The organism is Klebsiella sp. P1CD1 (assembly GCF_003790505.1).
Taxonomy (GTDB): Bacteria; Pseudomonadota; Gammaproteobacteria; order Enterobacterales; family Enterobacteriaceae; genus Klebsiella; species Klebsiella variicola.
On record NZ_CP033631.1, the window covers coordinates 4,335,147 to 4,349,686 of the forward strand.

11 protein-coding genes are annotated in these 14,540 nt (G+C 56.0%); 1 reads left to right on the forward strand and 10 read right to left on the reverse strand.

Translation table 11 applies throughout. The features are described from left to right. Positions 1-4: 4 nt before the first annotated feature. Both DTA24_RS21530 and iolE read right to left on the reverse strand, forming a co-directional pair. Positions 5-1,177: a Gfo/Idh/MocA family protein gene (locus tag DTA24_RS21530; protein ID WP_023322173.1), complete on the reverse strand. Its 1,173-nt coding sequence runs from the start codon at positions 1,175-1,177 to the stop codon at positions 5-7. After that, entirely contained in the window at positions 1,174-2,094 is a 921-nt protein-coding gene (iolE, locus tag DTA24_RS21535) for a myo-inosose-2 dehydratase (RefSeq protein ID WP_032729506.1), read from the reverse strand. The genes DTA24_RS21530 and iolE overlap by 4 nt, the downstream gene beginning before the upstream one ends. A 572-nt stretch (positions 2,095-2,666) precedes the next feature. Here iolE and DTA24_RS21540 point away from each other — a divergent pair. Then, positions 2,667-3,092: a hypothetical protein gene (locus DTA24_RS21540; RefSeq protein ID WP_032736131.1), complete on the forward strand. Its 426-nt coding sequence runs from the start codon at positions 2,667-2,669 to the stop codon at positions 3,090-3,092. A 44-nt stretch (positions 3,093-3,136) separates the two neighbouring features. On the opposite strand, the gene DTA24_RS21545 is transcribed toward DTA24_RS21540, so the two are convergent. From DTA24_RS21545 to DTA24_RS21580, 8 genes are all read right to left on the reverse strand, one after another. Next, entirely contained in the window at positions 3,137-3,568 is a 432-nt protein-coding gene (locus DTA24_RS21545) for a cell envelope integrity TolA C-terminal domain-containing protein (protein ID WP_012968783.1), read from the reverse strand. 157 nt (positions 3,569-3,725) lie between these two features. Continuing rightward, positions 3,726-5,243: a lysine--tRNA ligase gene (gene lysS, locus DTA24_RS21550; protein WP_004202393.1), complete on the reverse strand. Its 1,518-nt coding sequence runs from the start codon at positions 5,241-5,243 to the stop codon at positions 3,726-3,728. A gap of 331 nt (positions 5,244-5,574) precedes the next feature. Beyond that, complete coding sequence (gene dtpD / locus DTA24_RS21555) at positions 5,575-7,050, reverse strand: dipeptide permease DtpD (protein WP_012542563.1); 1,476 nt, start codon at positions 7,048-7,050, stop codon at positions 5,575-5,577. Between the two features lie 60 nt (positions 7,051-7,110). Further along, the gene (cadA, locus tag DTA24_RS21560; RefSeq protein ID WP_022064710.1) at positions 7,111-9,258 is read right to left on the reverse strand and encodes a lysine decarboxylase CadA; all 2,148 of its coding nucleotides are present in this window, start codon (positions 9,256-9,258) and stop codon (positions 7,111-7,113) included. An 82-nt stretch (positions 9,259-9,340) separates the two neighbouring features. After that, positions 9,341-10,675, reverse strand: a complete 1,335-nt coding sequence (cadB, locus tag DTA24_RS21565; protein WP_008805484.1) for a cadaverine/lysine antiporter — start codon at positions 10,673-10,675, stop codon at positions 9,341-9,343. 365 nt (positions 10,676-11,040) lie between these two features. Continuing rightward, positions 11,041-12,621 carry a lysine decarboxylation/transport transcriptional activator CadC gene (cadC, locus tag DTA24_RS21570; protein ID WP_022064709.1) on the reverse strand — a complete coding sequence of 527 codons (1,581 nt, stop codon included), beginning with the start codon at positions 12,619-12,621 and terminating at the stop codon, positions 11,041-11,043. Positions 12,622-12,914: 293 nt separating this feature from the next. Beyond that, positions 12,915-13,187: a DUF1471 domain-containing protein gene (locus DTA24_RS21575; protein WP_002892402.1), complete on the reverse strand. Its 273-nt coding sequence runs from the start codon at positions 13,185-13,187 to the stop codon at positions 12,915-12,917. 100 nt (positions 13,188-13,287) lie between these two features. Continuing rightward, the gene (locus DTA24_RS21580; protein ID WP_008805482.1) at positions 13,288-14,208 is read right to left on the reverse strand and encodes a Kdo(2)-lipid IV(A) acyltransferase; all 921 of its coding nucleotides are present in this window, start codon (positions 14,206-14,208) and stop codon (positions 13,288-13,290) included. Positions 14,209-14,540 lie beyond the last annotated feature (332 nt).

Here is a 14,540-nt window from a genome sequence, read left to right on the forward strand (position 1 = left end):
CTCCTTAGTCTTTAACCACGTTCACCCAGCGACGGCTGGCCATCGAGGCTTCAATCGCCGACAGCACGCGCTGATTCTGCAAACCAAATTCAAAGTTGGGATAGCAGTCGTCCTCCCCGCAAATTCCCTGCACCAGGTCATGCACTTCGATCACCTTGACGTCAAAATAGCCCAGCCCACCGCCGCCAAAATCGAAGCCGAAGAAGCCGGCATAGGCCGGGATCTGGCTCCCGGCATACAGCGTCTTAAAGCCGCGGTCGTGTTTATCATCGTTGAAGCGATATACCTGCAGTTCGTTAAAGCGCTCCCCGTCCATATACAGCGTGCCTTCGGTGCCGGAAACCTCCCAGAACACGCCGAAGATCCGCCCGGCGGCGATGCGCGAGGCCTCAATCACTCCCGCCGCGCCGCTGTCGAAATTGACCAGGCACTGAACCTGATCGTCATTTTCTACTTCCCGCCACTCGGCATCGGCCGCGACCCGGCTGGCATACCCGGCATCGCGCTGCGGCACCGGACGCTGACGCAGGCAGGTTTGCGCGCTGGCGGTCACTTCGCGGATCCCGCCCAGCAAAAACTGGGCGACCGACAGGGTATGGGCGCCAAGGTCGCCAAGCGCCCCGCTGCCGCCGAGGGTTTTCGAGCAGCGCCAGGACCAGGGCAGGTTCGGGTCGTTATAAAACCCCTGATCAAAGGTGCCGCGAAAGCGCACCGGTTCGCCAATATCGCCCCGGGCGATAATCTGCTTTGCCAGCAGTGCCGCCGGCGTTTTGATGTTGTTAAAGGCCACCATGGTCTTCACCCCCGCGCGCCGTGCCGCCTGCGCCATCTCCTGCGCCTGCTGCTCGTTGACCGCCAGCGGCTTCTCGCAATAGACATGTTTACCCGCCGCGATCGCCGCCATCGCCATTGTGTAGTGCAGATGGTTCGGCGAGGTGATATCCACCACATCAACCTGCGGATCGTTTACCAGCTCGCGCCAGTCGCCGTAGGCCTTTTCCGCCCCCAGTTTCGCCGCATGGCGTTCAGCCAGCGCCTGATCCTGATCCGCCAGCGCGTAGAGATGCGGGCGCTTCGGCAGATCGGGATAGAACATGGCCGCGCGACGGTACGCGTCAGCGTGTGCCTGACCCATAAAACCCGAGCCGATAAGACCGATATTTAACCGCGCGCTCATGATGCATGCTCCTCTGACGGTGAAGGGGAAGAAAAATGGTGCGCCAGCCAGGCAAAGGCGCGGCGGGCAGTGGCCAACGGCGGCGCCATCGCCGGGTCCTGCTCGGCTTCGATAATCAGCCAGCCGCGGTAGTCGCTGTCCCGGACGAAGTCGAGGATCGGCGCATAGTCGATGCAGCCGTCGCCCGGGATAGTAAACAGCCCGGCGCGCACCGCCTCGTTAAAGCTCAGGTTTTCACGATACAGACGCCCCAGCACCTGCGGACGGACGTCTTTCAGATGCAGATGGCGGATACGGTGGCCATATTTTTGCAGCACGCGCGGGATCTCGACCCCGGCGACAAAGGCGTGTCCGGTATCAAACGCCAGCCCGACGTTGTCATGGGTATGGGACAGAAACCGCTCCAGCTCGTCATCGTGCTCCACCAGCATCATCAGATGATGGTGATAGGCCAGCTGGAGGCCATAGTCGCGCAGCAGCAGGTCGGCAAAGGTATTTAGCTTGTGGCAATACGCCGCCAGGCTGACACGGCTTAACGGCGGCGAGAGTGAAATAGGCTCATCAAGCGGGGTTTCACCCGGCAGTTGCCCGCACTCGCCGTAAACCATCACCCTCGCGCCGAGCTGCCGGAGGAGTTGCGCGTGCTCCCGCACCGCCTCCAGCTCCGCTTCCACGCTGCGCTCGGCCAGCAAGCCGCTGTACCAGCCGGACGCCAGGCGCAGGTCAGCCGCCGCCAGCAGCGGGCCCAGCGTCTCTGCCTGGCGGGGAAATTTCCGTCCTAACTCAATGCCCTGATAGCCCGCCTCCCGCGCCTCGCGCAGGCAGGTATCCAGGGGGATATCGCCGCCTAAATCCTCCAGCACATCGTTGGTCCAGCACAGGGGGCTCACGCCCCACTGCAGATGCTCTGTCGCCATCTTGTTCTCCTTTTCACCCTGTGGTCTTGTCTGGCGTCACTATAAGCAGGCGACGACCGACGATGAAAACGGAGAAATGATGGAAATCCATCATTGCGCTGGCGATATATCCGCTATTTCAGGTAACCCTGAAAAATAAATGGAAATAATGCTTGCCGCCGGCTTATTTTGCGGCTAAAAATTACTGGCTTAATAACCCGCTTCAGAGGTTATCCCTTTCATTCGAAATATGATGATAGCAATATGAAAAAAACTCAACACCGCACCGGCGCGGGCTTTAGCCGCGCGCCCAGGCCGGGCCTGCTGTTATTTGCGTAAGTGACAAATAGTCACTTTTAAAACATCAATTACTTAACATTCTCTCTGCAATAATATGACATGCAGCGGGAAGGTACAGTGATAAATAAAATCAGGGTAATGATGTTTTACCAATAAATAACCCATCTCCTTCCTGCTAGTTATTTATCAGGAATGGCTGCGGTTATATTTATTCTGACGCCACCGGGAGAATGCACCAATGTGTATCAACCTTTATGACCATGCACGCCGCTATCGCGATGAGAAACAATAAGATGAATAAGACCTGGCTTTTCACCACCCTCACCCTGGCGCTGGTCGCCGCCGCGCCGGCCCACGCCATTAGCGCGAAATACCGGGAACAGCTTGAACGTTCCGGCTGCACGCAGATGACCGACGGGACCACCTGCGATATTCATAAAACCAAAGCCGAGAATGCCGCCGCCGCGCAGCAGGCCAGCAGCGGCTTCGGCCCCTGGGTGGGCACCTGGTATGTTTATACGGAGTATGGCGATAAAATTGATGAGATTGTCGTCACCGCTAAAACGGTGAAAACCCATGGTCATCTGGTCGAGGCGGCGAAAGCCAGCCAGGGCAAACTGACTTTCCGGGTGAAAAGTTCAGCCTTTACCCTCAACGACGCCTTTAACGGCAGCTGGACAAACGGCAGCCAGCGCGGCTCCCTGCAAAAAGTGCAGTAATCTCTCCGCCCCTGCCGTCCGGCGGGGGCGGAAAGCCGGGTGCGCTAAGGCTTAAAATCCAGTAGCGGATGGTTAAAGATCTGGTAGACCCCTTCGCTGGCAAAGGGCGGGAAGGTCGTGCGCAGTACCGCATCGGTCACTACCGCGCAGAACGCCGGATCGCCCCCCTCCTGCTGCAGTCCGGTCAGTTTTGCACTGCGGTTAAGCGACAGCCGCACGGAGCATATTTTCCCCTGGTAGCGTGCGCTGTTGGGCAATTGAACCATAACCGCCTCTCTGAGCGTGAAGGCGTAGCGCATCAGTTGGTCCTGCGTGGCTTTGCCCGGCGGCAGTGTGTGCGTATCCGGGGCCGCGGCCCGCTGCTGCATCTGGCGGATCAGTTCCTCCTGCGTCGGATGCTTCTCCTTCGCCGCCTGGCAGCCGCTCAGCAGGCTAATAGCCGCCGCGGTCATGAGGGCAATACCAAATTTGCTCATAGCGTCTCCTTGCGAAATGGTCACTATTGTCGCGCGTCTGGCCACGGCAAAACATCCCGATAAATAGCGGTTAGCGGTTCATAAAGCAGGGCAAAAGACAGGATGGGGATAATGCAGGGAGGACCTCCCGGCGCAGGCCGGGAGGGAGTGCAACGGATTACTTCTGCGGACGCATGGCCGGGAAGAGGATCACGTCGCGGATGGTATGGCTGTTGGTAAACAGCATCACCATGCGGTCGATACCGATACCCAGACCCGCGGTCGGCGGTAAACCATACTCCAGGGCGGTGACGTAGTCTTCGTCATAGAACATCGCTTCGTCATCGCCCGCCGCTTTGGCGTTCACCTGATCCTGGAAGCGCTGCGCCTGATCTTCGGCATCGTTCAGCTCACTGAAACCGTTACCGATTTCGCGGCCGCCAATGAAGAATTCAAAGCGGTCAGTGATTTCCGGGTTGACGTCGTTACGGCGCGCCAGCGGGGAAACTTCCGCCGGGTATTCGGTGATGAAGGTTGGCTGAATCAGATGCGCTTCCGCCACTTCGTCAAAGATTTCGGTGACGATACGTCCCAGACCCCAGCTTTTCTCTACCTGAATACCGAGAGATTCCGCCAGCGCTTTCGCCGCGTCGAAGTTATCCAGATCCGCCATGTTGGTTTCCGGACGGTGTTTCTTGATTGCTTCGCGCATGGTCAGTTTTTCAAACGGCTTACCGAAATCAAACACCTGGTCGCCATATGGCACTTCGGTTTTGCCCAGCACCGTCTGCGCCAGGGTGCGGAACAACGACTCGGTCAGTTCGATCAGGTCTTTGTAGTCCGCATACGCCATATACAGTTCCATCATGGTGAACTCTGGGTTATGGCGTACCGAGATCCCTTCATTACGGAAGTTGCGGTTGATTTCAAACACGCGTTCAAAACCGCCGACCACCAGACGTTTCAGATACAGTTCCGGCGCGATGCGCAGGTACATATCCAGATCCAGCGCGTTGTGATGGGTGATGAACGGACGGGCGGACGCCCCGCCAGGGATCACCTGCATCATCGGGGTTTCGACTTCCATAAAGCCACGAGCCACCATGAACTGGCGCATGGTCGCGAGGATCTGCGAACGGATACGGAACGTATGACGTGACTCTTCGTTGGCGATCAGATCCAGATAGCGCTGGCGATAGCGGACTTCCTGATCCTGCAGGCCGTGGAATTTATCCGGCAGCGGGCGCAGGGCTTTGGTCAGCAGACGCAGCTCGGTGCAGTGAATAGAGAGTTCGCCGGTTTGCGTTTTGAACAGCTTGCCGCGGGCGGCGATGATATCGCCGAGGTCCCATTTTTTAAACTGTTCGTTGTAGACGCCTTCCGGCAGGTCATCGCGCGCCACGTACAGCTGAATGCGGCCGCCGACGTCCTGAAGAGTGACGAAAGAGGCTTTGCCCATCACGCGGCGGGTCATCATCCGGCCAGCCACCGCAACTTCAACGTTCAGGGAAGCGAGTTCATCGTTATCCTTCGCATCGAATTCAGCATGCAATTGGTCAGAGGTATGATCGCGACGGAAGTCGTTGGGGAAGGCTACGCCCTGCTCACGCAGTGCAGCCAGTTTTTCGCGACGAGTTTTCAGTTCATTATTAAGGTCAATGGCCTCATCGGCACCTTGTGCTTGTTGTTCAGACATATGGATTCCTCATAACCTTGCTTTCAAACTAGCTTCGATAAATTGAACCAGGTCACCCTTCCGCGCGGCCTGTCTCTGGGAAGACACCAGAGCACAATCTTAACGATCCTGGATTCACTCCAAGCTGATCTCACTCAGCTATGGCTTCAGTAACGGTATTTTTTATCGTTGGCCTCCGCGCATGCCAGAATATCCCCCTCCTGTTCACTAAGCTGTGCAAGGAGCGACTTCGCGCTCCGCTGTTGATGTCATGCCCCCGGTCGCGCCGCGCTTACCGGGGCTACGAATCGCGGCCCGGATAAGGCGTTTACGCCACCAGCCGGGACGAGCGTCAGGCGCCGCCGCCGGTAACTTCACCGGCAGCCGCACGGCGTTTGCCCACACTACAGGCCGCGGCAAAGGCGATAACGACCATCACCGCCACGCAGCCGAGGGTCCATTCGCCCATCTGCGAGAAGAAATGTTGATAGGCAGCAATCGCCGTGTCGCTAATTTGCGATTCGGTGGTTTGCTGCGCCACCACGCCCGCCAGCCAGTTGGCGACCGCGCCAGTGGCCAGCATATAGATCCCGGTCAACACCCCGGTGACGCCGGGCATGTTCAGACGGGTGATTTGCGCCATCGCCACCGGGTCGATAAACAGTTCGGCAAAGCCCATCATCGCCAGCCCGGCGACCATCATGCCCATCGAGGCCTGGCCGTCAGCCGCGCCGTGGCGGGCATTGAGCGCCAGCAGCATAAAGCCGCCGCCCATCAGCAGCAGGCCGAAAGCGAATTTCAGCCAGACGCGCAGCACCGAACGCACGCTGCCTTCCGGGCGCATCAGCCACGCCAGCACCACGCCGGCCGCCATCACCGCCACCGCGTTGACCGACTGGAACAGCGCGGTTGGCACGTCCCAGTTCAGCAGGCGACGATTGACGAAGTGGTCGATAAACAGGCTAATCGAGCTCCCGCCCTGCTGCGCCAGCACCCAGAACAGCGTTCCGGCGAGCATCAGCAGGACGATCTGCCACAGCGCGCGACGATGCTCCGGGGCTTTGATCATGATCCGCGCCACCATCTGGGCGGCGAACAGGCAGACGATCGCCAGCAGATAGCCGGACCAGTTGTTTTGCAGCAGCAGCGTGAAGAACACCGGCGCCAGGCACAGCATCACCAGCAGCCAGCCCCAGGTCGGCAGCACAAATTTCACTGCCCGCAGCGCCGGTTTATCGACGCCGCGGGTATGCCGGAAATGGCGGCTGCCGCTTAAGAAAATCATCAGGCCGATAAACATGCCGATCCCCGCCAGCGCAAAGCCGATATGCCAGCCGTACCACTGCGCCGCCAGTCCGCAGGCGATGGGCGCGGCGATCGACCCGACGTTGCCGGCGGCGTACAGCAGCGAGAAACCGCCGTCGCGACGCGGGTCGTCGTGAGCGTACAGTTCGCCGAGCAGGCAGCTGATATTGGATTTGAACAGGCCGTAGCCGCAGATGATGATCGCCAGCGCGACGTACAGACTCCATGCGGAGGTCGACTCGACGCCCAGCACCACGTGGCCGAGGGTCATTAACAGCGCCCCGGCAATCACCGCCGTGCGGTTGCCGAGCAGGCGGTCGGCAAGCCAGCCGCCGAGAATAGGGGTAACGTAAACTAAAGATGCGTAGGCGCTGAACAGACTGATGGCATGGCTGTCGTCAAAGCCAAGCTGGTGGGTGAGATAAAGGATGAGTAAGGCACGCATGCCGTAAAAGCTGAAGTACTCCCAGATCTGGATCGCAACGATGTAGTAAATCGCGCGCGGCTGTGAGGGTGTTTTCATAGGTTCTCCTTGCAGCGTGAAAAAAGGGAAGTGGCAAGCCACTTCCCTGGTGTGCGTCTATTACTTGTTGTTTTCTTCTTTCAGCACTTTAACGGTGTAACGACCATCCGCCTGACGATAGGCGCCGTGGATATCGGTTTCGAAGCCCGGGTAGTGGGCGCCGATTTCGCACAGCATCTGCAGGAACTCCAGCACCGGGCGGCTTTCTTCGGTGATCATTTCACCCGGCATCACCAGCGGCACTCCCGGAGGATACGGCAGGATCATGTTGGCGTTGACGCGGCCGACCATCTCTTCGAGATAAACCTCTTCAGTCTGACCGTGCAGCTCTTTCTGGAACGCGGCATACGGGGTCATCACCATCGATGGCAGCACTTCAAACGCGCGGAACATCAGGTCCGGCAGGTTGTGATGCTCAATCAGTTTGTGAATGTTCTGCGCCAGGTCCTGAATACGCATGTTTTCATAGAATTCAGGATCTTCACGGTACAGCGACGGCAGCATGTTTTTCACCCGCAGGTTCAGGTCGAACGCGCGTTTGAAGTCGGTCAGCGCACGCAGCAGGCTCAGCGCTTTGGTTTTGTCGATACCGATGCTGAACAGGAACAGCAGGTTGTACGGACCGGTTTTCTCAACCACGATGCCGTGTTCGTCGAGATATTTCGCCACGATGCTCGCCGGAATACCGAAGTCATCCATGGTGCCGTCTTTCTTCATCCCCGGCGTCAGCAGCGTGACTTTGATCGGGTCGAGGTACATGTGCTCGTTATCGATGTTTTTGAAACCGTGCCATGCACTGTCGGAACGCAGCGGCCAGCATTCAGCGCCATCGATATGCTCCGGCTGCCAAACGTCGAAGAACCAGCCGTCAGACTCGCCTTTCAGACGTTTGATCTCTTTACGGAACTTGATGGAACGTTCAATAGAGCCGTCGATCAGACGCTTACCGGCGTTACCCTTCATCATCGCCGCCGCGGTTTCGGTGGACGCCACGATCCCGTAGTGCGGGGAAGTGGTGGTGTGCATCATGTAGGCTTCGTTGAAGGTCTCTTCGTTTACGTCGCCTTTCACGTGGATCATCGACGCCTGGGAGAATGCCGCCAGCAGTTTGTGCGTGGACTGGGTTTCGTAGATCACTTTCCCTTCGACGCGGCCGCCGCTCATCCCGCATTTGCCTTCATAGATCGGCGAGAAGTTGGTGTAAGGCACCCATGCGGAGTCAAAGTGGATGGATTTCACATCCAGGGTTTTCTTGATGAAGTCGGTGTTATACAGCAGGCCATCATAGGTTGAGTTGGTGATCACCGCGTGTACCGGCCAGGTCGCGTTCGGCGTCTCTTTCACACGCTTGGCGATAGTCGCGTGCTGGAATTCGCTCTGCGGGATACCGCCGAGGATACCGTAGGCGTTACGGGTCGGACGGAAGTAGATCGGCGTAATGTCGCTCATCATCATCAGGTGAGTCAGCGATTTGTGGCAGTTACGGTCAATCAGCACGGTGCTGCCGGCCGGCGCGGAGTACATGCCGACGATTTTGTTAGCAGTAGAGGTACCGTTGGTCACCATGTAGCTGCGTTCTGCGTTAAACACACGAGCGATATACTCTTCCGCTTCTTTGTGCGGGCCGCTGTGGTCCAGCAGGGAACCCAGTTCAGAAACCGAAATGGAGATATCGGATTTCATGGTATTCGGGCCAAAGAAATCATAGAAGATGCTGCCTACCGGGCTTTTCTGGAACGCGGTACCGCCCATGTGGCCTGGGGTGCAGAAGGTGTATTTACCTTCACGTACATATTTGAACAGCGCTTTGGTCAGCGGCGGCAGAATGGTATCGATGTATTCATCAGTGTTCTGTTTGATTTTGTTCGCGATATCTTCCGCAGCGCCCAGCGCATATTCGAAGAAGCGAACCTGCATGCGCAGATCGTTCAGGCTAACGTCCAGAGTCGAGTAGGTGTTAGCGAACGCGTACAGCGGCATGTACTCGTTCATTTTGCTGATTTCTTCGCACAGTTCGAGATTGTATTTATCCCAGTCGAAGATCACGCCGCACAGACGAGAGTTGTTTTCGATAAGTTTTAATAAGTCGTCACGGTCGTTCGGGTAGACAATACGGAAGTCCAGGCGTTCGAGAGCACGATGCAGTTCACGGATGGGTTCTTCTTTGAAGTAAACACCCATGTGATTCATGATTGCAATAACGTTCATAGTCAAATCTCCAGATGTAGAAAGCCCCTCCCGTCTCGATGTGACAGGTGATGGAAGGAGCCTCAGGAAAAAGGGTTACTGATTAGTGCGCGTTAGCGGGGCTGTTGTTATCCGTTGCGTTGTTCTGGCGCTGGTGCATTTTGCGACCGTAGAACATCAGGATAATCAGGCTAACGATAAAGGTGCCGGCCAGTTCGAAGGAGCTTGCGCCCATCAGCGCGATGAAGCAGAACACGCAACCCAGTACCGAACAAATCAGGCTAACGAAGTTACGAATGTTGATGCCTTCGAAACGAATCAGGTCAACACAGGAGTAGAAGTAAGGCAGCATGGTCAGCAGTACCGCGATACCGGTCAGTTCGCCGAACAGGTCAGAAGCTTTACCACCGGCGGAGTTCATCAGGGTGATCAGCACCATCAGCGCGGTCATTTTCACCGCCGCCAGCAGCAGGCCTTTTTTCGGGATACCGTTGCTATCGACTTCGCCATACACTTTCGGGAAGTTACCGTCGTTGGCGGCACGTACACCGGCCTGGCCAACCAGCATCATCCACGAGCCCAGAGACGTCAGGCAAGCGAAGGCAGTGAAAGCGGAAACCATCGGAGCAGCCCAGCCGCCGAGAATGGTAGAGGCGCTAATCGCGAACGGCGCACCGGACGCGGCCATCTGAGAAGCAGGATACATACCGGCGATAACCTGAGTCGCGGCGATATAGACGATACCGGCCATCGCAGTACCCAGCATGGTAGCCAGCGGGACGGTACGTTTCGGGTTTTTTACCATCCCGGTACTCACGGCGGCGGATTCGACGCCAACGAAGGCCCACAGGCAGAGCAGGATACTTTTAATGACCGCGTGGCTATCGGTGGTGCTGGAGGTGTTCCAGTTCGCCTGATAGGTGGCGACATCAAACCAGTGCCAGCCGACAACCGCGGTCATGACCACTGGAATAAGCACCAGTACCAGACCAATAGTGGTCAGACGGCTGACCCAGGTCCCGCCGAGCATATTAACGAAAGTAAAGATCCACACGATGGCAATACAGGCAATACCTGCTGGCACCGGGTTATTTAAAATTGGGAAGAACGTAGAGAGATAAGAAACTGCGGTAATCCCGATGGCCAGGTTACCAATCCAGTTTGCATGATAATAAAGCACACCGGTCTGGAAACCGAATGCGGGAGATATTTCCCCGGCGTAGGCAATTGGACCACCCTGTTGCGGGTTCTTAGTGGCCAGCCGGGCATAAACATAAGCCAGAGACATCGCACCAATAATTGAAATTACCCAGCCCCAAATGGCAATACCACCGATGCTGGCCAGGTTCGCAGGTAATAATGCAATACCGCTCCCCATCATATTACCGGCGACGACACCGGTACAGGCAAATAGCCCGATCTTCTTGGCAGAACTCATGGTTGTTTTTCTCCTAAGTTTATTTGGGAGGTACAGATCATGATACAGAACCATTAATTGACCCGACCAACTGCCAACAAGATTACTGATTTGTACGAGATAAGTCCTAAAGATAAAGTGAAATAACAACAAACATCAGACAAATGATATTTTGACCTTTTTCGCTTAACATATAAACATGACAACAGGGTGTCAGAAAAAGATAAACATCGTTTAGTTACATGGAGTTAGAGTGGGACGTGAGTGTTACTGAAGTGTTATTCAAAGCCTCCTGAATGCTAAATACAAATAACAACCAGAGGCTTCATGAGAAACATAAATTTAACCTCATCATGCCCAAAACCTTGCGCATGATGAGGGTTTACTTATTCTGAAGAGAGGAAATTGTCGAGATACGGTACCACCCGATTAACTGATGTCTGGAAAACACCGTTTTCAATCCAGTACAGGGTATCCCCGCCGGGCCGTAAATTAAACGCGGTGATGTAAGAATCGGCAGCCAGTCGGTTCTCTCCTTTCATCTCATAGACTTTGCCTAACAGCACATAATTCAGCCACGACATCTCTAAATCAATCGCACTGTTAATCGCGGTATTCGCTTCGTCGACTTTACCCTTACCCAACGAATCTACCGCTTTTATTTGATAATAAATCGCCATGTCTTTAATACCCGGCATCTCCCCTACCCGCTCAACCTCACTGTAGAGGGCAGCTAGCTGTTTATCGTCCAGCGGCTGCTGCGAATGGCGTAATACATCCACCAGCGTTTTTTCGGCATAGGCGTAAATAAAATCCGGCGCCCGCTTAATCACATCATCCAGCAGGCTACTGGCTTTACTTAATGAATCGACATCGCCCTTCATTAACAGCTGATGCGACTGGTAGAAATAGGTTAACGCCACGCTCTGCGAGGGCTGATATTGCCTGAGCATCGCCTGCATCCGCGCCGGCCACGGTTGCGTCAGGGCATCCGACAGGCTGTTCATCAGATCGTTCTGAATGGTCAGCTGGTTGTCGTTGGTCACAAAGTAGCGTTTATCCAGCATCGTCGAGCTGTCAGCGTTATCCACCAGCTGGACCGACATAAAGCACTGCTGCGCCCGATAGTGGCGCTGATTGACGAACTCAATGGTCAGCGTTTTCCCGGAGCTGCTCGGCTCATTGATGTTGTAGTCCGTTTTGTCATGCACCATAAAGGTCGAGAAGGTGTTCAGCGAGGTGGTGATCAGGCTGGCCAGGCCGACCGCGTAAGAGTGCTGCGACGACCAGTTGGCGCAGGAGTTACCATTGACCAGGTGGATATCGATATCGCGCGGATTGAGCAGCAGGCGCGCCTTGTTGACCGGCGGCCGCGACTCCATGCTCGACAGCGCCACCAGCGCCACACAGGTGCCCAGCGCCAACAGGAACAGCCCCCACACCAGGGCGGTGGTGAGGCGTTTGCGGGCCGATGGCGCGCTGGCGACAGCGGGAGCCGCCGCCGGCGCTGTCACCGGCGCGGTAAGATCGGCGGAGGAGTCGGGGGCTTCTGGCGGCCCACCGGCAGCCGGTGGCACGGGAATAGCGGTCGACGACGAAGGCGTCAGCGCCTCCATCTGCGGGGCGAGTTCCTCCCCCTCCTCGGTGCACCAGATCACCGGCACCGTGAGCTTATACCCCCGTTTGGGTACCGTCGCGATGTACTCAAGGCTAACGTCGTCGCCGTCTTTGAGCGACTTGCGCAGTTCGGAAATACTCTGCGTGACGACGTGGCTGGTCACAACGTTCCGGGTCCAGACGTTTTCGATAAGCTCGTCCCGGCTAAGCACTTCCCCCGGATGGCGGGCAAAAAAGACCAGAAGATCGATTAAACGCGGTTCAAGGGTAAGCTGGCGCCCCTTCCTGCTGATTTGGTTTACAGAGGGGGTTACCAGCCATTCACCGACGCGAACAACAGGTTGTAGCATACAAGAAAGCCCCAGACAAAAAGGGAAAGGCGCGATGATAACACATTTGTCCTACCTATTTTTGCCAGGGGTCACTCCCTCAGGCATTAGGTCAGAATTGGCTTTTTATCAACAATAAAAAGCAATAATTCATTAACATCGTGATCATGAAATTTATATATAGCGATAAAAACGCATTTCCGCTGCCGCAATTGCCTAAGGCAATTCCGATGGCAGAAAAAAAATGAGCCCGGAGGCTTAACGCGCTCCAGGCTCAATGCGTCGCGCGCCGCTACGGCACGCTTTTAAAAAGGTTATTTATACACTTCCGCTGTGGCTTCGAAGTTTGGACCATGCTCGCGCGCGGCGGTAATCACGTAATATTTTCCGCCTTTCTCATCGGCCAGCTTAGAGAGCTGATCGTGCAGATCGGAAGGTGAAGAGAACTCGCCACCGGACGGCCCTACCGAGATCGGTCCGACCTTGGTCAGTTTGAAGTGTTTCACTTCTTCTTTGGTGATCAACTGTGCGGCGGACGCGCCAAATGCAACGGCGGAAAGGGCTAACGCGACTATCACTTTTTTCATCCTGCAATCTCCTTGGAATTAGCCTTCAGTCAGGCTCTTTCAGTATAGACGGCGATTTACTGAGCGTGCTACCGATGCGCTTATTTTTCGGCCGAAGCGTTCAGTAACGCGGCGGTACCCCTTCCGGGCGAGTCTTAAAACGCCGGTGCAGCCACATATATTGCTCGGGCGCCATCAGGATGCACTGTTCGATAATCTGATTCATCCAGGCCGCCGTGACCTCGGCGCTCGCCAGCGGCGGCGTGCGCTCTGGCGTCAGAGAGATCAATTCATACCCCATGCCGTTGGGCTTGCGCCGCGGAACAAACGGCACAATCGTCGCCCCGGACATTTTCGCCAGCATCCAGGTGCCGGTGGTGGTCGCCGCCTGCTCGACGGCAAACAGCGGGGCAAAAACGCTGCTGGCCGGGCCGTAATCGTGATCTGGCGCGTACCAGAGGATCTCCCCCTCTTTCAGCGCCCTGACCATCCCTTTCAGATTTTTTCGATCCAGCATGGTCTTGTTCGAACGCAAGCGTCCCCAGGTCTGCAGCCAGTCAATCAGCGGGTTATCATTGGGCCGGTAGACGCCAATGCCCGGGGTAAACATGCCATACATTCGCGCCCCCATTTCGAGGGTCAGAAAATGAATACCGATCAGTAAGATGCCCTGCTTTTGTTCCAGAAGCTCCACCACCTCGTTAACGCCGCTGGTCTCGGTCCAGCGCGCCACCCGGTGCGTCGGCCAGAACCAGGCCATGCCGGTCTCCATCAGCCCCATGCCCAGCGATTCAAAGTTTTTCACCAGCAGCGCCTCGCGGTCGGCGGCGCTCATCTCGGGAAAGCAGAGTTCGAGATTACGTCTGGCAATCCGCGCGCGGCTTTTCATCACCCGCATTGCCAGCCGCCCAAGCGCCGTTCCCAGACGGTAGATCACCGGATACGGTAATTGCACCAGCAGCCACAAAAAGCCAATTCCCAGCCACAACAGCCAGTAACGCGGGTGCAAAAGCGCGCGGGAAAATTTGGGTAAATTTGACATAGTAATCCTGTTAATTCACTCAATAATAGCTGAGCAAAAACCGCGAAATAAAGTAGCGGATCCTGCATGTTATATTTTTCCAATTCGTGCGGTAATACTCAGACACAAAGGGCGTTATTATACGTCGCTCCTTGAGTAATTTCAGCCCTTGCGATGACGGCTACTCTATTATTAGGCAGATCGCGTAAAATTTCCTGTTTAATGCATAAATAAATAAACCTAACCTCTACGGCGCGGCCGATTGTCGATAAAATCGCCAGTACATTTGCCTCAGCCTCTCGACCAGTGCCTCGTTTACTCACGCTCTATTATGGCGATAGCAAACGCAAACA